At 33.5% G+C, this 26,073-nt stretch carries 24 protein-coding genes and 4 tRNA genes; 11 read left to right on the top strand and 17 right to left on the bottom strand.

What is annotated here, in order from left to right:
• Positions 1–12: 12 nt before the first annotated feature.
• From RMB13_RS15720 to RMB13_RS15700, 5 genes are all read left to right on the top strand, one after another.
• On the top strand, positions 13–1,716 hold the full coding sequence (locus RMB13_RS15720) for a helix-hairpin-helix domain-containing protein (protein ID WP_311085712.1): 1,704 nt from the start codon (positions 13–15) through the stop codon (positions 1,714–1,716).
• The gene (locus RMB13_RS15715; RefSeq protein WP_311085711.1) at positions 1,716–2,609 is read left to right on the top strand and encodes a hypothetical protein; all 894 of its coding nucleotides are present in this window, start codon (positions 1,716–1,718) and stop codon (positions 2,607–2,609) included. The genes RMB13_RS15720 and RMB13_RS15715 overlap by 1 nt, the downstream gene beginning before the upstream one ends.
• Before the next feature lie 45 nt (positions 2,610–2,654).
• A complete protein-coding gene (locus RMB13_RS15710; protein ID WP_311085710.1) occupies positions 2,655–3,419 on the top strand; it encodes a hypothetical protein in 765 nt (254 codons plus the stop codon).
• Positions 3,420–3,712: 293 nt separating this feature from the next.
• Positions 3,713–4,342: a hypothetical protein gene (locus tag RMB13_RS15705; protein ID WP_311085709.1), complete on the top strand. Its 630-nt coding sequence runs from the start codon at positions 3,713–3,715 to the stop codon at positions 4,340–4,342.
• 77 nt (positions 4,343–4,419) lie between these two features.
• Positions 4,420–6,180: a hypothetical protein gene (locus RMB13_RS15700; RefSeq protein WP_311085708.1), complete on the top strand. Its 1,761-nt coding sequence runs from the start codon at positions 4,420–4,422 to the stop codon at positions 6,178–6,180.
• Between the two features lie 183 nt (positions 6,181–6,363).
• Here RMB13_RS15700 and RMB13_RS15695 read toward each other — a convergent pair whose 3' ends face one another.
• From RMB13_RS15695 to RMB13_RS15675, 5 genes are all read right to left on the bottom strand, one after another.
• Positions 6,364–6,744: a hypothetical protein gene (locus RMB13_RS15695; RefSeq protein ID WP_281836019.1), complete on the bottom strand. Its 381-nt coding sequence runs from the start codon at positions 6,742–6,744 to the stop codon at positions 6,364–6,366.
• 150 nt (positions 6,745–6,894) lie between these two features.
• Positions 6,895–7,323 (bottom strand): hypothetical protein, encoded by a 429-nt coding sequence (locus RMB13_RS15690; protein WP_281836021.1) that lies wholly within the window; start codon positions 7,321–7,323, stop codon positions 6,895–6,897.
• 9 nt (positions 7,324–7,332) lie between these two features.
• Positions 7,333–7,989, bottom strand: a complete 657-nt coding sequence (locus tag RMB13_RS15685) for a hypothetical protein (RefSeq protein ID WP_281836023.1) — start codon at positions 7,987–7,989, stop codon at positions 7,333–7,335.
• A 9-nt stretch (positions 7,990–7,998) separates the two neighbouring features.
• Positions 7,999–8,517 carry a PAAR domain-containing protein gene (locus RMB13_RS15680; protein WP_311085707.1) on the bottom strand — a complete coding sequence of 173 codons (519 nt, stop codon included), beginning with the start codon at positions 8,515–8,517 and terminating at the stop codon, positions 7,999–8,001.
• 17 nt (positions 8,518–8,534) lie between these two features.
• A complete protein-coding gene (locus RMB13_RS15675; RefSeq protein WP_311085706.1) occupies positions 8,535–8,963 on the bottom strand; it encodes a PAAR domain-containing protein in 429 nt (142 codons plus the stop codon).
• A 323-nt stretch (positions 8,964–9,286) separates the two neighbouring features.
• On the opposite strand from RMB13_RS15675, the gene RMB13_RS15670 reads away from it, so the two are divergent.
• On the top strand, positions 9,287–10,030 hold the full coding sequence (locus RMB13_RS15670) for a hypothetical protein (protein WP_311085705.1): 744 nt from the start codon (positions 9,287–9,289) through the stop codon (positions 10,028–10,030).
• A gap of 177 nt (positions 10,031–10,207) precedes the next feature.
• Here the strand turns inward: RMB13_RS15670 and RMB13_RS15665 are convergent, their stop codons facing one another.
• Positions 10,208–10,567, bottom strand: a complete 360-nt coding sequence (locus tag RMB13_RS15665) for a hypothetical protein (RefSeq protein ID WP_281832641.1) — start codon at positions 10,565–10,567, stop codon at positions 10,208–10,210.
• A 156-nt stretch (positions 10,568–10,723) separates the two neighbouring features.
• Between RMB13_RS15665 and RMB13_RS15660 the strand changes: the two genes are divergently transcribed.
• Positions 10,724–11,053: a hypothetical protein gene (locus RMB13_RS15660; RefSeq protein WP_311085704.1), complete on the top strand. Its 330-nt coding sequence runs from the start codon at positions 10,724–10,726 to the stop codon at positions 11,051–11,053.
• Between the two features lie 24 nt (positions 11,054–11,077).
• Here the strand turns inward: RMB13_RS15660 and RMB13_RS15655 are convergent, their stop codons facing one another.
• Positions 11,078–11,395, bottom strand: coding sequence for a hypothetical protein (locus RMB13_RS15655; protein ID WP_311085703.1), 318 nt, complete (start codon positions 11,393–11,395; stop codon positions 11,078–11,080).
• Positions 11,396–11,602: 207 nt separating this feature from the next.
• On the opposite strand from RMB13_RS15655, the gene RMB13_RS15650 reads away from it, so the two are divergent.
• From RMB13_RS15650 to RMB13_RS15640, 3 genes are read left to right on the top strand one after another with little or no spacing between them, the layout of a single operon-like run.
• Entirely contained in the window at positions 11,603–16,402 is a 4,800-nt protein-coding gene (locus RMB13_RS15650) for an RHS repeat protein (RefSeq protein WP_311085702.1), read from the top strand.
• 11 nt (positions 16,403–16,413) lie between these two features.
• Positions 16,414–17,463 (top strand): RHS repeat-associated core domain-containing protein, encoded by a 1,050-nt coding sequence (locus RMB13_RS15645; RefSeq protein ID WP_311085701.1) that lies wholly within the window; start codon positions 16,414–16,416, stop codon positions 17,461–17,463.
• 21 nt (positions 17,464–17,484) lie between these two features.
• Complete coding sequence (locus tag RMB13_RS15640) at positions 17,485–17,799, top strand: hypothetical protein (protein WP_311085700.1); 315 nt, start codon at positions 17,485–17,487, stop codon at positions 17,797–17,799.
• Between the two features lie 302 nt (positions 17,800–18,101).
• Here RMB13_RS15640 and RMB13_RS15635 read toward each other — a convergent pair whose 3' ends face one another.
• Positions 18,102–18,512, bottom strand: a complete 411-nt coding sequence (locus tag RMB13_RS15635; RefSeq protein ID WP_272394848.1) for a hypothetical protein — start codon at positions 18,510–18,512, stop codon at positions 18,102–18,104.
• 781 nt (positions 18,513–19,293) lie between these two features.
• Here RMB13_RS15635 and RMB13_RS15630 point away from each other — a divergent pair.
• Entirely contained in the window at positions 19,294–19,530 is a 237-nt protein-coding gene (locus RMB13_RS15630) for a hypothetical protein (RefSeq protein ID WP_202724361.1), read from the top strand.
• 71 nt (positions 19,531–19,601) lie between these two features.
• On the opposite strand, the gene RMB13_RS15625 is transcribed toward RMB13_RS15630, so the two are convergent.
• From RMB13_RS15625 to RMB13_RS15585, 9 genes are all read right to left on the bottom strand, one after another.
• Positions 19,602–20,825 (bottom strand): integrase arm-type DNA-binding domain-containing protein, encoded by a 1,224-nt coding sequence (locus RMB13_RS15625; protein WP_311085699.1) that lies wholly within the window; start codon positions 20,823–20,825, stop codon positions 19,602–19,604.
• 173 nt (positions 20,826–20,998) lie between these two features.
• Positions 20,999–21,074, bottom strand: a tRNA-Glu gene (locus tag RMB13_RS15620).
• Between the two features lie 30 nt (positions 21,075–21,104).
• Positions 21,105–21,180 (bottom strand) — tRNA-Glu (locus RMB13_RS15615).
• A gap of 121 nt (positions 21,181–21,301) precedes the next feature.
• Complete coding sequence (locus RMB13_RS15610) at positions 21,302–22,201, bottom strand: hypothetical protein (protein ID WP_005038243.1); 900 nt, start codon at positions 22,199–22,201, stop codon at positions 21,302–21,304.
• Between the two features lie 119 nt (positions 22,202–22,320).
• On the bottom strand, positions 22,321–23,742 hold the full coding sequence (locus RMB13_RS15605; RefSeq protein WP_005038245.1) for an amino acid permease: 1,422 nt from the start codon (positions 23,740–23,742) through the stop codon (positions 22,321–22,323).
• Positions 23,743–23,871: 129 nt separating this feature from the next.
• A tRNA-Glu gene (locus RMB13_RS15600) sits at positions 23,872–23,947 on the bottom strand.
• Between the two features lie 25 nt (positions 23,948–23,972).
• Positions 23,973–24,048, bottom strand: a tRNA-Ala gene (locus tag RMB13_RS15595).
• Positions 24,049–24,105: 57 nt separating this feature from the next.
• Positions 24,106–25,614 (bottom strand): glutamate--tRNA ligase, encoded by a 1,509-nt coding sequence (gltX, locus tag RMB13_RS15590; RefSeq protein WP_311085698.1) that lies wholly within the window; start codon positions 25,612–25,614, stop codon positions 24,106–24,108.
• Between the two features lie 116 nt (positions 25,615–25,730).
• Positions 25,731–26,030 (bottom strand): hypothetical protein, encoded by a 300-nt coding sequence (locus RMB13_RS15585; RefSeq protein ID WP_005038248.1) that lies wholly within the window; start codon positions 26,028–26,030, stop codon positions 25,731–25,733.
• Positions 26,031–26,073 lie beyond the last annotated feature (43 nt).

Genomic DNA, 26,073 nt, shown 5'->3' with positions numbered 1-26,073 from the left:
TGAGGATATGTAATGACTGTTGAAGACGAATTAGAGTACAGAGCGGATCATATGACGCTCGAAGAGTTAGAAAGAATAACAGCAGAAACAAAATTCTATCAAAATGTTGTTAATAAATTATTGGCTAGGGGATCAAAGCTGATTGTTGGCCCTAGAGGTGTTGGTAAAACACATCATATGAAGATCGCTTATAAGCAATCTTTAGTAAATTCAAATAAACCTTTACCAATTTATGTAAGCTTTTCAAAGTACTTGCGACTTGAACCTCTCAAGAATAAGTCTACTATTGCGATTCAATATTTTCATTGTTGGGTTTTGTCTAAAGTTTTATTGGGTGTAAAGGAGGCAATAGAAGCGATAGGACTAACAATCGAAGATAACTTATATGATATCAAATGGGACGATATTAAGTTATTTTGTGATCAAATTGAGAAGCAACAAATAAGAGATTGGCAAAGTGATCTCTTAGAAAAAATTTCAGTTCAAATGGTGTCTGACTATATAGAAAAAGTTTTATATGAAAGTGGAAGAAAGCATTCTATTTTACTTTGTGATGATGCTGCATTAGTCTTAACAAAAGATTATATGATCGAGTTTTTTGATATTTTCAGAGCATTAAAATCTGCAAAGGTATCTCCTAAAGCCTCTGTATATCCTAATACAGAATTTGGACCAAGGTTCCATGTGGGACAAGATGCAGAAAGTATTTCTTGTTGGCCTTCAATTACAGATAGTGAATATGAGAAATTATTTGAAGATATTTATAATAAGCGTTATTCAACTGAGTTAAAGGATGACTTAAAAAAATGTTTTATGTATGCCGCTTTTGGTGTACCAAGAGCTTTTATAAACTTAGTCAATCAGTATAATAATAGCACAGGAAGTAGTATTCAAAATAAACTTAATAGTGTGATTGGTGAACAGGCGGACATTATACTTCAAGAGTTTAAATCTTTAGCAACGAAACAACCACAATATAAAAATTATGTTCAAATAGGTTATGAAGTCTTTTTAAAAATTATATATTCAATGGTAGCTGAGAATAAAAAATCTCTATCTGAAAATAAACAGCAAATATATTTAGGTATACTTCAAGATTATGAAAAAGATAGTAAATTAGCAAAAGACTTATCAATTATAATTAGATTGCTTGAAGAAACAGGGCTTTTAGCTAGAGTAGCTGAAGTGAAACATGGCTCTAACTCTTCAGGAAAACCCCGTGTATATGATCGATTCATACCACACTTTACTATTTTAATTAGGGAGGGAGCATATCAAACTGGTCGCGCCGGTGCGATTTTTAACTTTTCTGAATTACTAAGTTATCCAAAAGAAAAACATCCGTTAAGGAAGAATTCTTTAGCAGAATTCATAGAAAATGATCAATTATCTAATCTAAAATTGGATTTACCTAAATGTGGGAAGTGCGGAAATCCTAGAAGTGATATAGATCAAAAATTTTGTATGCATTGTGGATCGGAGCTTATAAATAAGTCTACTTTTGAAGAACTAATTTCAAGAAAGGTTAATGATCTACCTTTATCGGCATGGTTAAAGAGAAAAATTATTGAAGAGACACGTATTGAAACCGTAGAAGATATTATTTCATCTACTAATCCCACTCAGGAATTGCGCAAAGCGAAAGGAGTAGGAGAAAAAAGAGCAATGAGAATTATTGAAGAAGCTACTAAGGGAATGGAGGAGTTTTTGTACTAATGGCTAAAAGACCTGCTCCTCCTTATTTAAAAATTAACGGAGATACACGTGCTGCTTCTTTAGATACAACAAGTTTATTTGGAAGTACTTCAGAAGAAAACTCAATATCACCTATCGATATTTTTATTAAGAAAAATAAATATTACTTAATAAAATTAGGTGCACTAGAAAGAGATCATTTAATCGATCCATCTAATATTGAAGATATAGATATTTATAACCTTTTTTTGCTGGGTTTAGTATCTAATGTGGAATCTTATTACCGTAGAGCTATACGGAAAGTTATTTTGATTGATGAAAGATCTTATAACTCTTCTATGGAAGAACAACTAACGTATGCTGCTGCATTACATCACAATGTAGATTTGTTGCCAGAGGCATTACTAGAGGGTTGTTCTTTTATATCATATGAGAATATTAAAAATACTGTAAATACTTATATTAATATTGGTGTTAATAAGCAAAAACCAGAGCAGCGTGAATTAATCCAATGTTTAGAAATGTTTGAGCAATTATGTCATTTAAGACATTGTATTGTACATCGAGCAGGCTTATTAGGGTCAAAAAATGCTATTAAATTGGGTATAGATAAGCATAAATCTTTTTTTGAGAAACCAATTATTTTAAACTTAAGCTTCTTACAAGAAGCTAGTTTTATTTGCTTGAATTCTGTAAAAACATTCAATGATTTTGCTTTTAACTCATTGATACATAGGTATATTGATGATAATAAGAGTGAAATTAGTTGGGATTATAGAAGAGATAAAGTTTGGTTCCTGAAATATTATAAGTTATTTGAGTCAGTAGAAATTAATAATGATTTAAAAAGCTTGTCAGTAAAAACTCATACATCTAAACAAGTGTATGATGAACTAAGAGAATATTATGCATAATTAATTATATTATTATTTAAATTTAATATTTCCTAAGGCCGATTAATGAATAGTTTTTTTCACATTTGTTTTGCTTATTTTATTTTAATATTTGTAGTTTCAATTGTTGGGTCCATATTTTATAAGATTAAGTGCGGAACTATACCTCCTTTTAAATGGTTTAGTTCCATTATCACTCTTACTGCAACAGTCTTAACTCCCATATTAGCAATTGCAGCATATGATAGCTGGAAAAAACAACATATTATTAACCAACAGGAAGCGATTATTGTTAGAGTGTTGGATCAACTTGATAAAGTAGATATAGCAGCGAAAGATTATTTTAAACCTATTCATATATCTTTCGTAATCAATGATAATGAAAATTATAAAAATGAGATATCTAGTTCAAAGATACAATTGATTTTTGAATTAAAAAAATTAGAAACTTTATTGGAAAAGACCAAAGAAATAGATTTGAGTTGTTCTGATAAGGAAAAAAATAATGTAATTAAATTTGAGGAATTAGTAGATAAGCATTATGAATACTTAAAATTTAATACAGAGCCATTTCCAGAAGAAGATAAACAATTTAAAAAAGCACTTCTTAAAAATAATGAAGTAAATTTATTTATTTCTTTTGGAAAAATAAATATTCAATGGAATGATCTCTCTAATGATATTAGGTCAGTAGTATTAGGTTGGTCGGGGGTTAAATTATTATCAAATATTGATGAGACTAAAAGAGAAATTTTATGTGTGAAAAGTAAATATGATCATGATAAGTATGCTAAGGAGATATTTGAAAGGGCATTCATAACTTTAAATTAAAAATAATAATATAGAAAATATTAGTTTTTTATTTCATAAAATAAAACTATTGACGGTTACAATCACTAACAATTATCATCTAGTCGCTGACCACATTGTCAGCCGGTCGTCGCAGACCGCTGTAATACCGCATCAGAACTATTTCTTCTGAGGAATGTTCTCGTGTGTAACTATCGTCCCTCGCTCGTTGCGGTAGGACGAGTGAGGGACACCTTCGGGTGTGCTTGTGTATTACCAAGTCTGCGAACCCTTGCTCGTTCTGCCACCATAATCAACGAAGGGACTTTATAATAATGAAACCTAATAAACTAACTTTAGGCGTTATTGCCTGTGTATTAGGCGTCTCTATGTATGCTCAGCAATTGCATGCAGGGAATAGCTTACAAGTACCTAATAATGGCAACAGCAAAGATATCCAAACCCATAATCTAGCCTTTATTGATGAACATCAAAAAAGGGTTGATCGTCCTCCACAGCTTGTGCCTTCTAATTTATATAATTCAACGAACACCTTTACCCAAAGTGAAAAGGGATACGCCCCTATACCTTATGAATCAATTTTGAGAGCTGTCAATTATGGGCAGATCGATTACTGGGTAGAAAAAGGGATTCGTGCTTATCAACCATCAGAGAAAACAGAAAAGTTTTTTACATGGAAAGTAAAAGGAACGAAACTTTTTGGTTTAGATGTTATTGGCATTGAGCGCGGTGTTTGTGACATAAGTGGAAATGATAGATGTGGTGATGCAAGTCATACCGTCATTATCTTTGACGCTAGCATGGATAAAACAAGAAAAGAAATCAAAGAAAAAACACGTATTGATTATGGAAATTTAACAAGCAATCAAAAGAAATCATATCCATATTTAGGTTCAATTAATTTTGAAGGTAAAGAAAAATCCGCTTTATATTTTTTAAATTAAAGCCTTCAGCGGTATTGATTTTAAATTGATTTCTAAAAATATTTCTAATATTTATCAGTATGATAAATGGGGTTGTTATGAAAAATATAAATGCGGTTGAACCAGTTAGTTTAATTATTCAAAAGCCACCATTGATCAATAGTCCTGTCTTTTTAGGTGCTGTGATTTTTTATACATCCATTATGGGCATTGGTTTTTTAGTAGAACCAACATATGGTTTGATAGGGCTGTGCTTAATCGCCTTAATTTCTATTTTTAAAATTCTGTTTAAAAACTTTGCACTTATTGTGGGTATGATCGTATTGGGGGTGGTTTGTACGACTATTCCATTTTTACTCATCATTTATATTCCTATCCTAATATTCTTCTTCATTGCGAGATTAGGATACTTCATTGAGCATTGGCGCGTAGTTCTGGTTGGTCTAGTTGTTTATTTCTTGCCTGTATTTATCCTTGTACAAGGAATGAAATCACAATCTTTCTTGATATTTCTGATTATTCCAACAATTTTATTTCCGATCGCAATTCATTACTTTTATAAGAACTATGATTACACAGTAGGGAAAATATTAGAGTTATTTTCAGAAGCACCTATTTTGATCATATCAATCTTATTGCCATTTCTGAAACTAGGCTTTTCGGTCGGTGATGCACCTGTAGCGGTGGAAAGTCATGTAATACCTGATGGGCATACAGTGCCAACAGAAGCTTTAGCAGCTAAACCAATTAGCCCTGTTATGACACCCCTTGTAAATAATGTACCAGTGGGCATAGAGCATGTTGCTATTGATCCAGTTACCCCAGTCATTGTACCTAGTTACATTAATCCAAATTTCAATTTAGATAGTTTTTATCAAAGTTTGTCACAGAGTCATCACTTGTTTGGTCAAGCAGGTAGTGAAAATATTATGTCATTTGGAGATAAGGTACAGATTGGTGTAGGTTCAGATCATATTTCATTGGTCAAAGATGGTTTTCATGTCAATGTTTTGAATAGTGAAGGACATCAAATTGGAACGATTGAAAATAATTTATCAGGTCACGGCGTACTAGAGATCAAAGATACCCATGGTATGAAAATGGGAGAAATTGAACTCTCTCAAGAGCAAAATACAATTGTGTTTAAAGATGCTCATAATCTTGTAGTAGCCAGTGTTGATCAATCTATTCAATCAGATTTATCTAAGAGCTTCTTACAAGCAGAACTTGATAAAACACAAGCTGCTTTAGATCAACTAGGGAAAGAGCAAATTCCTGTAGACCAAATTGATCACGCTAATAGTATTAGTCTTGCAATGCTCTCTATTCTGGCAGTAGCTAAAGGTAAAAAGAATATAGATACTGCTCAAGCAGCAATAAAAGATGTTAGTGAAACTACAACAGTTTCAGGTTTAAAACAGGCAGATTTGAAACCTCTTCACCCAATGACATTTGCAACATTTATTGAGAAAAATTGTTCAAAAGATACTCGTAAACATGAAAAAATATTCTTGCCTGAACGTTTTAATAAAATCGCAAATGGAGATTGGAAAGGGATTTTAGAAAAATATAAAGTTTCTAAAGAGGAAATAGGATTTGTCGCATCTACACTTTATCTTTATAAAGACTGTGACAGTCTAATTATTACTAAAAATGATGTAATTCATGCACGAATATCAGGGCATGAGCCTATTAGTTATCATCTATCTCAAATTGAAGGTATAAAGAAGGGAAGTTTTATAGAGGAAAATCATTTGGATGATCAGAAAATATTTTTAATTCAGTTTAATGAAAGTTGGATGAAGCCAATTTTTAATGAATTACATGAGTTATTTTTGCAATATCGAAAGTTGAGTTGAATCGGTTTGTAATGAAATACTTGATGGTATACGTTAGATGAAATGTGTTCCATCAAGTATTAAAACTTTCAATTTTCCTAGTTGAATTTTTGTATTAGGTTTCTGTTTTAGATGTGGAAAATAGTTGAATCGGTTTAGGGAGGATGGAACTTTTAATCAAAATTAAATTTTTAAATTTACTAACTAGTCTAAGCTTTCTTTTTCTTCAAGTCTTTTCTTAAATACATTTATACAAGATAGATAGTTTATTTCAGTAAACTGAGTAATGGCTTTATCTTTTAAAGGCTTGGTTGAGTACAGTTGAATAGAGTACGCATTTTCAACAAGATCGAAAACTAAACGACTAACAATATCCTTGTATTGAGGATCTTCTATCTTATTTGCTGTTTCCATCAATTTATCTAGGGTCTCAGAAGGTTTGTAACCCATTTGGCGATAAGTTTGAGCAGCAGAGGCCACGCTTTCCATCAAGCCACAACTATCCTGAGCTAACTTGTAATCAACTTCGGAGTGAACTGAAATACCAGTACAAATTAAAACTAAAAATAAAGTTAATTTTTTCATGGTTGGTGATAACTCAGGTGGCAGATAAAAAAAGCTCTTCACTTGGGGAAATGAAGAGCTATAAACTTTAAATACGTATATAGTATATAAAGTAATCTATTGATTTTCAATACAGAACCGTCTGTATCTTAAATTGGCTAGAAAATGTCTTTATAAGCTGTGACATTTATTTGTAAAGCCTTGATCATCCTTTTTGTCCTCTTGAAGGTAGATATTTTTATCTTTAACGCAAAAACCAAACGTTTGTAAGATAGTTCCTTCTTTTGTAATTATTAAATAGTAAGCATGATTATCTAGAATATTTTTCTTCTTATAATCTTCGATTGTGATTTTCTTAAAACCTTCATAATTTTGATATTTTAGAATATTTTTATAAGTTAAACCATCTTTTTCAAAATCTTCCAAACTGTTAACTTGATAAGCTAATATAACAATATCTTTATCATTGAAACTAAATAATAGATTTTTTGACTCAATTGAGCCAGTTAGTTGGGGTTCACTTTTTAAAATAGAGCACCCTGAACTGAGTAAAATTAAAGATGAAATTAAAACTAACTTAATACTATTTATAAGAGCCATATTTTTAACCTAGCTTAAAGCTTCCTCAATTTTAGTTTTATACAATTCTATGACTTGCGCCAAATTATGATTTTTAATTTTAGCTTTATTGTTCTTACTTAATAAAGCCATACCACCATGCTGAATAGCCCAGTAGTCAGAGACCATTTCAGCTTGCTGTTCTAAATTATAATCAATAAATTTCTTGGGAAGAGTTTCAACTAAGTTGGGCATTATTTTTGAAGGATATTTTTTTGTTTCAAAAATATCGTAGTCATTAGGATTACTATTCTTTAATCTGGCACATGCCTGAACTGCACCAGCATGAATTAATACTTTTAGTTTCTTTTGATGCTGCCACACATGTCCCATTTCATGAAGAAAAATTTTCTTAAAATCGTCAGTTTCAGTACTATAATCGCTTTTATATAATTTTTGCATTACATAAACATTGCCATTAGGTGTCACTAAAGTATCAACATCTTGGGCATCAAATGGAAAATAACTACCTAGGTATATTTTAATTTTAGAGCAATCAATACTATTTTTATATACTGATTGTACAAGCTTAACCTCGCCAGAAGTAAGTGGTCGATTGGGTATGCTGATTTTTACTTCTTGAATACTTCCTTTTTTTGTATTGGTAAAAATATCTGATAGTGTTTTCTTTTGTTCATATAATCCCATAAAAAAGTCCTATAGTTCATCAAAGTAAATAATATTATCTTTTAATACTAGCTCAATTTCAGTAATGGATTCCTTACCATCCGTGTAAAACCTATCTGTTTTACCAGTGATATCTAAATTTGTATTTTTGAAACTATCACCAATTTTGACTCGACAATCAAAATGTTTAAATAATTCATCCGTTTCATCATTAAAAGTAATTTTTAATTGTTCATCATATTTTTGGTTTGGAGTATTACTATCCTTTCCAGAATAAGGACTACCACTATCTCCTACAACATGAGACTGTTGTGGTTGAATAGTCGCTCCACATGATAGCTTATCACCTGCATACGCTACTGGCTTACCATCCATAATGATATGGTCATGGCTTTTAATAACTACAGACCAACATCTGCATTTAGGACACATATGACCATCACCAGCTCTAACAAACAAGTTTCCCATTTGAGAAGTTCTCATTTGAGTAGATGGAATAACTCCACCATGATCTGTAATCGCATTATGAATTGCAAAACCTTTAGCCATGATCTACTCCTTAAAAATTAGTCATGACTCAAAAAGTTTTCAGGTAAGGGCTGATCTTTGTAAATTCTGATAGCAATAGTAGTATTTGGACTATCAATAATTTCATCACCATTTTCTAAGCGACTATCAACTAGTGCTACTGGTGACCCCTCAACAACACATGCAGTACCAGCACCAGATATAATCTTAGAGGTTGTGCCATCTGCATAAATGACTTCATCACCAACACGGGCAATAGATAAACCACCAATTTTTCCTACATTAGAAGATGCATTAACTAAACCCCCATTTTTAGATTTAGCACCATGTACAGCAATGTGGTAGATAGCATGAGGTTTGTTATTCCAATAAAGTTGTTCAGCATTAGAAATCTGTTGAATATCATTTTCTGAAAGCTTTTCTAATTGTTCAATAGGAAGGTCTTTTAAAAAAATAGGGCTTGTCATTATGTTTCCTAATCTAATTTTCAATACGATAATATCAAAACTCACTCAAACTAAAAAATAAGTTATATGTAAATAATAGTATTGGTGTTAAAAGAATATTATTTTATTCTCTTCAGTGAGAAGGGGAATATATTTTAAGGCACTATTAGTACTATATCATTTATGAGCATTATTGAACTTTCGTATAAATTTAAGATTTTCATTAAGATATTGAAAATAATGTTAATTTTAAAATAAATTGATATGTTTGATATGGTATATCAGTAGTAATTCAGTGCATAATTTCATATCTTTGATAGACCTACTTTTAGTAAATTAATTGTATGAAAAAAGAGCTAATTAATAAAATTCTAGTAGCATTTGTAGTTTGTATGATTGTTAGTCTCACTACTTGTGGGATTGCTTACTTATGGGACAGAAGCATTGTAAATGTTTCTTTTGTAAAAGATGTATTTTCAATAGTAATGAGTGTATTAGCTCCTTATGCAGCAGTTATATTATTTACTGATTGGAAGGCTCAAGCTCACCATGGGAGATCATTAGATTTATTGATTGAAGTACGAGCTTCTTTTTCAGCTTTGCATAGATCAATTATGCGTTTAAAATTGAATGATCACTATACAATATTGCTTAATATTTATAAGAGAGCTGATTTTAAAGATTTAATAGATATGAGAAGAGAAGAATTCAGAGGTGAAGTTGATAAATTAACAATAGCTTTAGATGAGTTAGATAGAAAAATAAACGGTTTACATTTAGTCTCTGGTCGAGAAGATAATCCATTTAAACCTGTAACTGATGAGTATTTTAAGATTACTTTTTCCCTTAATGATCTTTATGTAAGCTATACTCATAGTATGTTAACTGCTTATTCAAATAAATTAAAATACTCAGATTTATTAAAGGATAGAACTTTTAAAATTAGATTTGTACAGTTGAGATATGTGGGGAGTGAAGATGTATTCCTTGGAAATATATCTATACCTGATTTTATGTCACAACAATACTTATCTAAACTTAATGATGATGTAGATAAAATCACAAAACAATTTAAGATGGACTTATAAAATATACACTCTCTATAACAGAAGAGAGTGTATTGATAACATGAGTAATGAAATATAAAATTTATTTTGATTTAGTTGGAATTTTAATAACTCCAAAACCTTTACGTCTTATACCTTCTTTATCATTAATAAGCCCTGCATGGTGATAACTAAACTATGGATTTCTATATTTAAAAATCAACTATAATCTTGAAATAGATATAAAATTTCCTTTTGAGCATCAGTTTTACAATCTGTACTTACTCTAACAGTTATAGGTTTTCTGGTTTGAGCAGCTGTTAAAATTAGAGCATACCAGTTCTTTGAATGAGGCTGACTTACTTTAAAAGTATAGTATTCATTATATCCATTAGTTTTTTTTGCACAGGTATCATTGCCATTTAGTCGAAAAAAGTAGGTGTCGCCGCTTAGATAAATTCTTTCAATTGTACCAATTACATTTTGGTCAGAATTCGTGGCTGCAAAGGTTGAAGTAGAGATAGCCAAAATGAAAAGAGAAGAAAAAAAAGAAAGTAGAAATTTCATTTGCTTTTTCATGATAATTCCTTATTTTTATATCTAGGTTAAGTGTGTTGTCTAAAATCTAATCTAATTAACTAAAAGTGTAAATAGGTTTTCTTAGTAATAAAAGAAGAGTAAGAATAAACTAATAACTTTTTATTCTTAATAAATTAAAATTAGTCGAGGTGGGTTATGTATAGAAAATTTTTGTGCTTTATATTACTAATAGTTGTTGGGGGAAGCGTATGGGCAGGAAATGCTAGAGGTAAAATAACAAGTATTATTGTAAGAGATTCTGATGGGCTAGTATATGTAAATGTAGAAGGTAGAACTAATAAACCCAGTTGTGCTACTGGGAATTACATGATTATTAAGAATGAAAATTCCGCTACAGGAAAAAGACAGCTTGCACTGTTATTAATGGCTCAAGCAGCAAATAAAGTTATATCTGTAACAGGCTATGGTACTTGTTCTCGATGGCCTGATGGTGAAGATATAAATTATATCCTAGTCGAAAAATAGTTATAACATTCTATTGCTTATGATTTAGCTAATTCTAATCATAATAATCGGCACTGCATATTCGGTTGAAGCACACAAATAGTTATCTTGTGTGTATCTAATTGAGACGGTTTTATTCATAGCAAAAGCTTGCATAGCAGTGGCTAAAAATGGACGCGTTGAAGGGCTACTCCAAAGCCCAATTTGCTTAAAATAAGACTTTCCATCACTACTAAGAAATTCAACTAAAACATCATTAGCTTGTGTTTGAATAGTTTTTACTTTATAGGGGCCACAATTAGTTACTGCTAGGGCAGAAGTAGAAAAAATACATATAGAAAGAGAAAGAACTATTTTTTTCATGGCTATACTTTCATGTATTGAATTTGGTTACTTTAATATATATTATCGTTTAATAAGTGTACAAGTATTTTAAATTTAGTTTCACAATTCTAATATTGAAGAAAATAATATTAAATAAGTTTTTAATGCCTAACTGTTTGATATTAATTTGAAAATAATAATTTTAGAGTTGTTTGATAATGAATAAGCAGTTCTAGGGACATAATCATGAGAATACTAATAGGTTTTGTATTTAGCTTTTTTTGTTTGATTATCCATGCCGGACAAATAGACTGGGCTGTTGCAAAAACTTCATTTCCTAGTGATCAAAGTATTGGTGATACAGGGCATGAAAAGACACCTAATGGTTATGTAGATTTAATGAGTGGTAACTTAATTTATGATACCCCTGAAGTAATATTAAAAGGTGATAGAGGGTTAGATTTTATACTTTCTAAGTCTTACGGAAAAGTGAATAATGGTTTTCGTGCTATGGGAAACTGGGAGTTAGAAGTTCCTAGAATAGTAATGAATACGGGACCATCTACTATTCTAAAAGGAGATATAGATGGAAAGGGAATTTGTGAGGCCAATGGAGATGCAACAAACAATTCATCTGGACGGCCTAGTTTTACAGCATCTTTATTAAATACTTCATTTAAAAATAAAATTGAAGAATCATATGTAAACCAAGTAAATTTAAACTTAGCGAATCAAACTTTAAATTCAATTGTCTACTTAATTGGACAGTTTGGAGCTGATACAGGGGATTCGAATGCCCAATATAATTATCAACAGGCTCAATCTGCTCTATCAAAGTTACAAGCTCAACTCTACGATGCATTTAAAACAAATGTAAATGCAATTTCGATTAGTAGTACTGAAGCAAACACAGAAAAAAGTAAATATAAGCAGAGTTTAGAAAATGTCTTGGGCACTGGTCAGGTACAGATCCAAGTCAATGGTACATCCTTGACAACTGGTAATATTAGTTTTGTGTTAGATGATTTAGCCATTAATTCTAATTTTACTGTGAAGACAAATAACGTAATACTTGACACAGTAATAAGACAAGTTATTGTTGGATATCTCTATTATCATAATATAATAGTAGCAAAGTCTAATGAAGTGTTGAATGGAATTTACTCAACAGTATCGCTTAATACATCTTCATATGTTGACTCAAGACAAAGAGTGATTAGTCTATATCTTCCAGGCCAAAAGAATATTATTTTTTATCCCGTTAATGAACGTGTAACTGGATTCCCTAAGTCCGCTAAGTATGTATCTCAAGATAACTGGTTTATTAGCTGTGCTGAAAGTGGAAAAGATTTTGTTGTACGATCTAATAATGGTGTTACTTACTATTTCCCTAATTCTAATCGAGAAAATCAAACAGGATTTACTTCTTTCTTTGCAAATGAGTATATTCCTGGAAAAGTAACTGTCTATGCTTCAAAAATAGAAAATCAATATAAAGAAGCTTATATTTTAAACTATTTTAATAAGCGGACTAACACTTTAATTTATAGTGGTTTTAATACTTCTAATAAACTTTTTCTAAAATCTGTTCAACATACATTAGATGACAAGCTTATAAATGCTACCTCACCAGAAATTAGAATTGATTATGTAAAAAGGTTAAATACAACGGAAAATACAGATGAAAGTCAATTTGATAGTGTAAAAGGAGATATCCTCTTAAAGAAAATTTCTCGATTCATCAATGGTGGCTATAAAGATTGGGTTTCTTATGCCTATTCATCTGGTGCTAAAGCAGGTACGACTTATAAGTTAAATGATTCAATTCTATTAAATGGTAATATTGGTAGTTTCCAGGATGAGAACGCTGCACTCTTTTATTTAGATACTGTAAGTTATATATCTGGAGATAAAGTATCTTATGCATATGGAGGGCCATATCGTATTGTGGGCAATATAAGTCCGTCCGAAATAGGTGGTATAACCGCACAAGATTTTCTTTGGTTCTATAGTGATTTGACAGCCATTAAGTATTATAAGAATTCTAAGAGTGGCTTAGTTAATGCACTCTCTGTGGATTGGATTTATGAGTTGGTGAATAGCTCAAGACCAGGTTTTACAGAAGAAAAATCTTTTAAAGTTACAAGTTCTAAATATTCTATAGCAAATGCTAATTCATATGATGTGACTTATAGCTATAGCCGAGATGACTCTACACATGAGCAAACAACAGTTGTTACTAGCAAAGATTCTGTAACTGGACTTTCAAAGGCTTATACTTATGTAATGCATGCATTTTTAGGTGGTGGTGCTGAGAACTTCTTACATGGGCTTTTGAAAAAAATTAAGATAGGTGATCGAGAAGAAAATTATACATGGACAACCCTATCTTTGATTGGGCAAAAACCTAAGACTATAGATGATAACTATACTGATTATGAGGATGTTCGTTTAGTGCGCCTTGCTAGTAAAGCAATTAGTCATTTTGGTGAGTATAAAACTACCTATAGTAACTTTGACCAATATGGGAATGCGCAATCAGTTCAGATGACTGGATTGAATGGTGCGAGTGTTATTCAATTTCCTGCAACAACGGCTACATATTTTAATGCTAATGCTGCAAGCGATGATGTAAATACAGGAAATTTGCCTTGGATTGTCGGATTACCTAAGCAAAAAATATCAGGTAGTTTTACGTTACAAACTACTGAATATGATGCACAAGGAGCAATACGTAGTAATACGCAAGCTGGTCGTGTTACCAAATATAAATATGAAACGGTATCATTCTCAACATGTCTTGGAAATCTAGCAAGCTTTCAATGGTCAAAGTTTGTTAGCTGCTTATCAAATTATGTATTAGGTGATCAGCATGTAGGTTTACCAATTGAAGTTGATGTCGGAAATGGTAAAGAAATTACTCAATTTGCTGGTTACAAAAAGGGTATTCCAACTCAGATTAAACTTGCAAATGGGGCAACAGAAACAAATATTGTAGATGACTTTGGAAATATAACTCAACATACTGATGCAGATGGGGTTCTTTCAAGAAAACAATATGATGATGCTGGTCGATTATATATAGATACACCAATTGTTGGGTTAAATTACTCTACATTCACTTATGATGGACTAACTGTTTCTAGGGTTGTAACTGGTGGCGGGCAACTGAGCCGAATAGAAAAATATAATGGTGATGGTTTACTGATTTCGAGTGAGGATAAGATATCAAATAAATCTATTATTAACTCTAATAAGTATGATGCATTTGGAAATCTGACATTTAAATCCAATCCTGGCTTTAGTGCTACGACAGGGGGGACTACAAGCAGTTATGATGTCTTTGACCGTCCAATTACTATCAATGATAATGGTAGTGTTGTGACATATTGCTATCAGTCCTGTGGAGGAAAAACTGGTGCGATTGTGCAAACAACAGATAGCTTTGGTACCACAGAAACTAATCTACTGGCAGCAGGAGATTTTAGTACTGATTTAAAAACACTGGTTGCCCGTAAAGGTACAGATGGATCAGTTTTTCAGACAACAACTGAATTTGACAACGCAATTTTAAAACCAAAAGTTGCCGTATCGGGTAGTTCTACACAAAGTTATACTTATAACTCTAATACAACTTTAGCAACTGAAAAAGATAATAGTATTAGCGGACAAAAGACATTTAAATATGATGATACTGGTCGGGTTACTTCAATGACCCATCCAGATAGTTCAGTTGAAACGATTAAATATTTTCAATTAAATGACCTCATCGCGTCCCGTACATGGCGAGAAGTTGAGACGACTTATAGTTATTCTCTTGCTGGGCGTTTAAAAACAACGAGTAATGCAAATACTAGTGAAGCATTTGATCTTGATGCATATGGCCGTGTTATAAGCCATACACAAACAATCAATACTAATGATGCCCATAATTCATATGTCGTAAGATATGGCTATAATCAATTAAACCAAATTACTTCAATTCAATATCCTAATGGTAAATCTGTAAATTTATCTAATCAGAATGCTTTAGGGGAAGTAACATCAATACCAAATGTAATACAAAGTTTGAATTATAATGCACGACAACAACTTACAACTGTGCAAGCTAATACCGATACTTTATGGTCATATACCTATAATGATAGTGGGTTGCTGAATAATATCTCTGCTACGAGTCTGGAAAAGTGTGTCCTTAATATTGATTATGGTTATGATAAATTGAACCGAATTAATAAGCTTTCAGACAAATGTGGATCAGTTTATAACGCTACAATTGACCGTTATGGTACAGGTTTGATGAATACTGTTGAGCTAGATCAAGCACGTTACCAATATAGTTATCGTAATGATGACATTACTAAAGTCAATATCACTTCAAAAAGTTCGACTGTTGCTCCCGCTATTTATACGTATAACTATGTAAATAATACTTCCCGATTAGCAAGTGTAAGTGGTTCAACTTATAGCTTTACTTATGATGCGATGGGTAATGTGACAAATGATGGTGTGCATACTCTAACTTACGATAATTATAGTCGCCTCAATAAGAATGGTAATGAAACCTATCTTTATAATGCTGATGGACTAAGAGTCCGTGCTGTAAGGGATGATGGTTTAACAGATTATATTTATGATCTTGATGGTAATTTATTATATGACATAAATTATAAATCTGGTTATAGCCGAGCTTATGTCTATGTAGCAAGTAAGCTGGTAGCGACTTTAGAACGCTATCCTGATGCTAATAAAGGTTTTGACTTTGTTAATGATTTTGAAGCTGCCGAATTAGGATTAACAGATCTATTAGGTAGCTATACAGACACTGATAATGATGGATTACCTGATTATTTAGAACGTTTTATTGGATCTGATCCTAACAATCCTGATACAGATGGAGATGGACACAAAGATGGTTATGAGTATCGCTTATTAGGTGCGAAAGGGGTATTGAGCTCCTCAGTTAAGCCAGATGTTGCTGATCCTAATGAAAATCTTGCAGCATGGATGACTCCAATATTAGCCTTGATTCTGGAAGATGACTAAGGAGAAAGCAGATGAAAAAAAATATAAATACTGCATTACAAAATACTTGGCTAAGTACTGTTTATTTGATCGTATTGAGTCTTGTATTACTTGTTAGTCAGTTAGGTTTTGCGAAAGATCGAATTCAATATCATGTTCAAAACTTTGATGGTTCAACTTTAAAAGTAATCAACGAACAAGGTGTAATTAGTCAGTCGTACCAATATGCACCTTTTGGTCAACAGCTACAGTTAAAGAAACCAAGTAACTTAAAGAACCCAAGAGCATTTGTTGGTGGAGTACAAGATGCGAATGACTTGGTTTACTTAAAGCAAAGGCACTATAACCCTGTATTAGGACGATTCTACCAACCTGATCCTGTAACATTTATAAGTGGAGGGTATGGGCAGACTAATCGTTATCAGTATGGTTGGAATGATTCATATACTTTTAAGGACTCTAGTGGCGAGATTCCTTTACCGATTGTAACTGGGGCTATCGGTGGAGTAATGGGAGGAGGTGTATCAATATTTACCCAGATATATAAAAATAAGGGGCTAACCGTAAATTGGAGAGAAGTTGGTGTGGCTACAACTGTTGGAGCAATTGCAGGAGCCGTATCTCCATGGACGGCAACTACAACTATTGGGGCAATCGCGACAGGTTCGACAGCAAATGTATTACAATATGGGATTAATCAAAAACTTTCTAATCAGATGATTACACAAAAAGATGTTATAATTAATGCAGTAAGTGGAGCTATTGGTGGCGGTATAGGTGGGTCAGTAGTATCAAAGTTAAAAATACCTACAGCTAGTTCACCATTTATCTCAAAATCATTAGCAAATAAAATTAATAATAATCAATTATTCTATGCTAATGTTGGGGATCAGACTCTTTATAGAAATATTTTAGCTAATATGGCGAGTAATGATATGTTTAATTGGGGAAGCCATATAAATTATAATTTTCTTAATAATAGTCAATATAGTAGTTACTATAAAGGCAATATGGGATATGACCCCGAATTGTGGACTTCTGGGGGATTGTATCTTGAAATATCTAAGCCTGCTCCTAAATAAATATGTAGGGATTAAATTTATATGTTGGAAAATTTCATTTTAATAGTTTTTCTGGGAGTAACTATTGGTTGGGTAGTTGGTTTATGTTATGAGAAAGTATTTATTCTAACTTATGGGGGGATGGAGAAAGTTTTTTCTAAAATTTTCTCCATTAACATTTTTTTTAAATTAATTTCATTGCTTTTTTCATGCGTAATAACTCTTTTATTTTTTTTAATAGGAATGTTGTTTTTGCCAGTTATTCCTGATGCTCTTTGGAATAATTTCTATATCTCCTTCTTTATGGGAATTGTAGTGGGTGTGGCGATGAAAGGTATAGTCTTTAAAAATAAATAAAATATAGGTAAGATTATAGGAGTAGCTATAAATTAAAAAACAATATGATTTTATAACTGTTGGTATCGATTCCTTCGGTTAGATAATATTTGAATTTAGCTTGAAAATTCTAAGTCACCGTTCATCATATTTTCGTTGGAACTTTAATAACTCCAAATCCTTTATATCTTATTCCTTCTTTATCATCAACTTTAGCTAAATAACTATATCTGTACATTGCATCTATGAATTGTTCTTCCGTTCTTAAGTAATGTACAGGGAAGTTCCTACCTTCTTGATAAGCAATAGTCCATTTAACTTCGTTAGCTTGTCCGTTCTATTATTAATTCTTCTTTTCGCACTCCATCCAACATAGCACACTCATATATCATCTTATAAACAGTATAGTAGCTACGGTGTACTTCAGCGTTGTAGATGAACATACAATGTAAGTGATGATTATCATTTTCTGATAATTCAAAGCTATAGAGATGTACTAAGCCTTCATCTTTAAACTTGGCTTTTAGACGGCGGTTAAACTTCTCAATACTAAAAGTATCCTTGTCTGTAAGTCCTATAGTGATGTGCATTGCTCTAGGCTTTGAAATGTTCTTTAAAGACCAAAGCATTGAAGAGTGTATGGTTTCTAGTGAACTCTTTCTTAGTGAGTAATATGGATTTACTTCATAGCCTTTGAATGTTGTGGTTTTTAATAGGTATTTTGGATTAATCATTTATAATTTCTCTTATTAGTTTATTTTTGAGGTGATGACGTGTAGGAGAATAGATAGAAGAAGTATATATATCTATATAATACACGTCATAGATTAACTACTATAAAAATCATATAGGATGGGGTTTCTATAGAATTGAATGAGCTTTTATGCTCACTAAAATATGGGGGTATTTTAGATAAATAAGTTACAATGATAGAAGAGGTGAAATCATAGGGAATTATTTTTATTAATAGTTAATATATATTAATGGTGAGTGGGTGTCAAATTGATAGAATTATGATAATTAACTAAGAATGAAAACTAATATACATATTGTAAGCACTATAAGCTTCATACAGCCATTTAGTAATGTTTGATATATCATTTAATACCTTTATTTTAAAATTGCTCTAAAGTGAAATGAGAGCAATATAGAGTATGTTATATTTTTAGATCAAAGCCCTAGTATGATATAGCCTAAGTGTATGAGCATATAAACTACGGGCGATACCTGGTTTTTGCCCCCGTACCCCATATACTCCGTTTTTGAGGGGGAGTTATTTGTGGTCGAGTATCCTCTTAAAGATTAAATCGTATTCAGGGGAAAATATACTCCACGCCCTCTGTATCTTTCATTGTGTACCCAGTGTTTACAGTCGGTTGGATACTATCATTCATCATTACTCTATCATTGTGTCATTTAAATCATGTTTTAGTTGTTCGTAACGATGAATAATAGTTTAATAAAAAAACATATAATTTCTTATCAGCATAATTAGAATCAATTTTAGAGGTATCTATGACAAATAAAATTCATGACACTGCTCTTTCTCTTCTTAATGGTAGTTTAAGGCATATTAGAACTATGATTGATAGGGGGAATGATAGTAAATATATTTTAGCTGACTTAAGAGAGCTTCAAGCCAAAGCTGACTTTGCTAGAGATTTAGAGATAATTTCTGATGATGAGCATCAAGAGATTAAAGAAAAATGGTATCACTACCGTGAATTGTTGGATATTATTAATCAGGAATAAATCAAACCTCCTAATGAATATAAATCATTAGGAGGTTAAATCTTCAATGAAAATATTCTTAATCAAAATTATTATTCTTTTTGTAGTAATTTATTGGTCAGATAATCAGCCCATATTTGTAGCATAGCTTTTCTGTTTTTCACGTGCTTAGTGCGATTATAGGATTCTCCATTAGCATCTCTTACTTTGTGTGCAAGCTGTCTTTCAATCCATACTGGTTCAATATCAAGTTCTTCCTCAAGTATTGTTCTTGCAGTAGCTCGAAAGCCGTGAGCAGTTTGCTCTCCTTTAAACCCAATACGTTTAATTGCCTCATTAACAGTACTTTCACTAATAAATGGCTCTTCCCCTCGATTGCTTGCAAATATGTATTCACGATGTCCTGTAATCGGATAGAGCTGTTCTAGTAATCCAATAGCCTGTGTTGGTAAGGGAATAATTAAATAACTTTTAGGCTTGCTGGCATCTTGCTTTAAGGGATATATGTTTAATACGCCTTCCTTCTTGTTGTAGTCAGACCATTTTATAGTTCTAATTTCTGTTGGACGTGAAAAGATAAATAAAGAGATTTTTACAGCGCATCGAGTAATAAATGTCATGCGAGTATCTGTGTCATCCCAGACGGTTTTGATGAGTTCCGCAAGGGTAGAAGGTTCTGTAATCGCTGCAAAGTTTCCACTAATTGGTTTAGGAAGTATCACGTCATGCGCTGGGTTGATCAATATGAGCTTTTTCCGTCTGGCGTACTCAAGTATCTGCTTAACTGAAATGAGAACCTTACGGGCTAATTCAAGCGCACCACGCTCTACAATACGGTTTGTTACTTCACTTTCAATAATCTCAAGTGAAATTTGAGATATGGGCATATCCCCAATAAAAGGTAGAACATCTTTATTTAAACGACGTATAACTTCACTATCTTTCTTTCCTTCTTTTTCTCGTAGTTCAAGCCAATCTTGAGTAATAAACTTAAAAGCGTTAATCATGCTTAATTTAGCTTGTTCTCTCTTGCTGTCCCGTTCACTGGCTGGGTCTTTGCCTTCTGCAAGTTGTAGCTTTACTTCATCACGGCGCTTTCTTGCTTGTTCTAGAGCAATCGTTGGATAGACTCCTAGTGCAAGTGTATTGCGCTTTTTTGTAATTGGATTGGTATAATCCATACGCCAGTATTTGCTACCATTTTTATTGATCTGTAAATATAAACCATCGCCATCGGTATATTTATTACTAGTAGACTCATCAAATTTTAAATTTTTTACTTTTAAGGCTGTTAGTCTATTTATTGCTCTAGACATGACTGTTTTCCCCTAACGGTATCGCAACGGTATTAAGATATACCGTTAAATATACCGCTTAGAGTGGTAGATTTGGGGGAAATAATGTGAATAGCTATAGACAACAAAAAAAACCTTGAACTTAATAAATTCAAGGGTTTGTGTACTACTGTAGATCACAGTAGATTCGAATTTGGCGTCCCTACGGGGATTCGAACCCCGGTTACCGCCGTGAAAGGGCGATGTCCTAGGCCTCTAGACGATAGGGACTTATATGAGGCATACATCTGAAAAAATTACTGGCGTCCCTACGGGGATTCGAACCCCGGTTACCGCCGTGAAAGGGCGATGTCCTAGGCCTCTAGACGATAGGGACGTTTCAGAGGTGGGCGTATATTAGGTCGATTTAATAAAAGTGTCAAATAGTTTTCTGAATAAATATTAAAAAAAGCTATCAAGCGCTTAAAAATAACTCAAATTGTAGAAAATATATACATTTAGCCCTCTTTTTTCTGAAAAGGTTCAATAATTGCCTTTATCACGGAGGGATGTTGTAAATATCCTAAAATCTCATGTGGCTGGTTGGCGAAGGTAAAAATTTTCTGATTAATAATAGGCGGATCAAAGTTAAAAGGAGCCTCAGATAATGGAAATGCAGTCAGAAAATCATCTTGAGAATAAAAATTAAACCATTCACCGTGAATACAGGGTGGTCTGGCAATTGGGCTCGGGAGCTTACTTTGAATGACGCGAAAAGATAAAGGGGACGCTAAAGTTATAAATCGTTTAACTGAAAATTGATAAGATGGGTCTGAAAATAGCCGATAGGCAATGACTGAGCCGAGAGAGTGCGCAACGACAATATAATCATCATCTTCTCGCATTTTCTTTAAAATTCGCTCATTCACTTCTTGCATAAATTCAGGATTAGATAAGTACATATAAGTTTCAATCAGAAACTGCTGTATCAAACTCTCATGCAATTTTGGAAAGTTGTTTAAAAGAACAACCAATTCTTTGAGTACTCGATCCTTTACGAGTTGAGAGGTCAGATAGAGTCGTTCTGAAAAGCTTTTTTCAGCTTGATCCGTTGATGGCGACAATAAGGGAATAAAAGGGGTGTGTTCTTTCGTTGGGGGATTATTCTCATGTAAATGAATAGGTAAATAATTATTTAAAAATGTTTTAGGTAACAAGGTTGTAAGATCTAATTGATTACTTAATTGATATTTATTCATCAAATCGCCATAAAATGGCATATGAATATGAAGATCGCGTACGTTAACTTTGCAAGGCATTTGCTTTAGACCGAGCTTAAATACTTTTAACCAATGCTCTTTTAAGCGGTGTGATGTGTAATTCTGTTGATTCATCCCGTGGATAAATATAATTTTCATTCTATACAAGGAATTGTTTTTAATATAAATTTTAATCTACAACGGTATGTTATATAAAACCAGTGTGTAGACAAAAAAAAGTGTAGCTTTTTGCTACACTTTCATTGAATAAGGGTGATTTAGACCTTATTGCGGTAAAAAATAAAATAGCTGACATAACATAAAGCTGTAAAAATAAGGCAGCCTACAAAACCAGCACGCATTTCAGGGTCTGCTGCCATACTTAAACACGTAATAAAGCAGAAAATAAAACCTAAAATCGGGACGATAGGAAATAATGGAGCAGCATATTGTAAGTCTTTAACTGTATGGCCAGATTTGTACCATTGGCGGCGGAAATTAAATTGACTTAAACAAATGCTCATCCAGACAATAACCATAGTAAATGCTGCAACGCCAAGCAGATTTTTAAAAATAGTCTCTGGGGCAAATTGCTCTGATAACAAGCCTGGAATTGCTCCAAACATTGTGACAACTAGGGCAACAATAGGTGTTCCACTTTTTGAGAGTGTAGCAAATACGCTAGGTAATAATTTTTGTTCCGACAGTGACCACATCATACGTGAAGCGGCATAAAGTCCTGAATTTGCTGCCGAAAGCAGAGCTGTAATAATTACAAATCGAATAATGTCATCCGCATATGGAATGCCAATATAATTAAATACAGTAACGAATGGACTGCTACTTACGCTTTCACCACCTAAACCTGCAAGTTGGAAGGGAAGCAAAGCGCTAATAACAATAATGGTCCCTACAAAGAAAATAAGAAGACGCCAAATCGCTGCATTAATTGCTTTGGGTACATTCTGAGCCGGATCTTTGGTTTCACCTGCTGCTACGCCAATTAATTCGGTTCCTGAGAAAGCAAAGTTAACAATTAACATGGTAGTAAAAATAGGAATTAAACCATGTGGGAACCAGCCTTGAGCTGTAAGATTGCTAAATAGGGGTGCAGTTTGGCTACCATGAAAAGGAATTAAACCAAAAATTGCTAATAGGCCTAGCACAATAAAAGCAATCACGGTAATCACTTTAACAAGAGCTAGCCAAAACTCAGACTCAGCAAAAATGCGAGTTGAACTAATATTTAAGCCAAAAATAGTGATTGCAAAAAAAATTGTCCAGATCCACATTGAAATATGTGGGAACCATTCCTGCATGAGTAATGCCGCAGCTGTGAATTCAGTTCCAAGCGTTGCAGTCCAGGTCAACCAGTACATCCAAGAAATCATATAGCCTGTACTCGGGCTGATATATTTTTTGGCATAGGCACCAAAAGAGCCTGAAACAGGCATATGTACAGCAAGTTCTCCTAGGCAGAGCATGACCATATAAGCGATCGCGCCACCAAGAATATAGGCAATAATTGCGCCAATAGCTCCAGTTTGTGAAATGACTTCCCCTGAACCTAAAAATAAACCAGTTCCGATTGCTCCGCCTAGTGATAGCATAACAAGATGGCGAGTACTCATGGCTCTTTTTAAAGGTGCAGTACTGTTCTGATGCTGATGAGCATCTAGTTGATTGTCAGATGGCTGCATATTACACATTGAGAGAATTAAGAAAGACGCTATTTTAGATAAAATAGACAAATGTGCAATCTAGAAAGAGATAAAGAATAAACAGTAAGGTGACGATAGAGTCTTTTTATAATTTTATAAAGCAGAATATGGCGTCCCTACGGGGATTCGAACCCCGGTTACCGCCGTGAAAGGGCGATGTCCTAGGCCTCTAGACGATAGGGACTTGATGAGGCAAACACAAAGGAGCGTGGTGGAGTCAAGCGGGATCGAACCGCTGACCTCTACAATGCCATTGTAGCGCTCTACCAACTGAGCTATGACCCCAGTTTGTGTGAGCGCAATATTAGGTTGAATGCGCTCACACGTCAACTAAAAAATGAATTAAACTTCGCTAGTTGCTTCATTTTTCGGCAATTTTAAGCTCTCATTGAGTTTTTCCCAATTTTTAACTTCTTTCTTGCTTGGCCCACCCACAATTTCTAAAGCGCGACGTAAACGAGCGAAAGTTAAATCAGGTCCAAGGGTGACCATTGACTGCATTACAGGGGTCGAGCTGGTTGAACCCGCAATTGCGATAAAGAACGCTGGCATGAAATCGCGTAATTTAATCTCCATCTGGTTCGCAATATCCATTAGGGTTTGGCTCACAGTGTCATTATTCCAAGTGAACTGGCCTTCAAGACGCCATATTGCAAATTGAAGACTTTGACGAACTTGTTCTTGAGTCAATTTTTTACTTTCAAACATTTCCGCGGTAATTTGTGGCATATGGTTAAAATAGAAACCAGCCCAATTCACTGCTTCTGAAAGCAAGTTAATACGCGGTTGAATGGCAGCAGCAATATCTTCTAAAGTGCTTCGATCACTCTTCCAAGTTAATAAACGGTCTAACAGTTGACCAGGGGTTAAACCTTTGATCCATTGACCGTTAAGCCAATTTAATTTTTCAACATCAAAAATTGGTCCACCTAGGGAAACACGTTGAATATCAAAGTTATCCATCATGTCTTGTAAGGTGAACACTTCTTTGTCGTCCGGCATTGACCAACCCATACGGCCTAAATAGTTTAGCAAGGCTTCTGGTAATACACCGATATCGCGGTAGTAGTTAATTGATGTCGGGTTTTTACGTTTAGATAATTTTGATTTATCTGGATTACGCAGCAATGGCATGTGGCAAAGTGTCGGCATTTCCCAACCAAAATATTGGTAAAGCAACTGATGCTTCGGTGCAGATGGAAGCCATTCTTCACCACGCAATACATGAGTGATTTCCATTAAATGGTCATCAACGACATTGGCCAAATGATAAGTTGGTAATCCATCATTTTTAAGAAGAACTTGCATGTCGACTTGCGCCCAAGGAATTTCAACTTCCCCGCGTAATAAGTCATTAAACTTACAAATACCTTCTTCAGGTACTTTCATACGGATGACATGTGGTTCGCCCGCTTCCAAGCGATGTGTCACTTCGTCTTGAGAAAGTTTTAACCCACGACCGTCATATTTTGGTGTTTCACCACGTGCTTGTTGTTCTGCACGCATCTGGTCTAGTTCTTCAGCTGTAGCAAAACAATAAAAAGCATGACCTTTTTCAACAAGTTCTAATGCGTATTGCTTATAAATTCCCATACGTTCAGATTGGCGATACGGTGCATGAGGACCTCCCACATCTGGACCTTCAGACCAATTTAGACCTAACCAACGTAATGAATCCAAAATCATTTTTTCAGACTCTGGTGTAGAGCGAAGTTGGTCTGTATCTTCAATCCTTAAAATAAATTCTCCGCCATGTTGTTTCGCAAAACACATGTTAAATAAGGCGATGTAGGCGGTGCCGACATGAGGAAAACCAGTAGGGGAAGGTGCAATACGAGTACGAACTTTCATAGGTAATGGGTCAAAATAAAAATTGAAACTATTATAACGAAAAAGCCCAGTATTCTGACGTTTTATTTAACATCAGACTGGGCTAAAACTGAAACGAAGAGGGGATGTTTCAGATTTTAAGAAGCATGCGGCTGAAAGATTGCCTGAACAAAACGTGAAAAACGTTCATGCTGAGCAGCGAGAAAATTTTGAGTCGGTGTAACGCGAATGGTATTGAGTACTTTAAGCTCATCATCCGTAGAAGGTAATACAATAGGATTGCGTTTCTGTTGATCTAAAGCTTTTTCAATAAGCGAAGTCTGCTTATCTGACCCAGTTTTGTTTGGAGTATCTTTAAGTACTGCTGCTGCAGAAAACTGTGATGCCAAACCCAGCACCAAACTTAAGCTTAACGCTTTTCCATAATGAATTTTCATTATTAATCATCCCCTCTGTTCATTACATTTCATCTATTTTTTG

It is taken from the genome of Acinetobacter sp. V102_4, assembly GCF_031799005.1.
Taxonomy (GTDB): Bacteria; Pseudomonadota; Gammaproteobacteria; order Pseudomonadales; family Moraxellaceae; genus Acinetobacter; species Acinetobacter calcoaceticus.
This window is presented reverse-complemented; position numbering and strand designations above follow the sequence as displayed.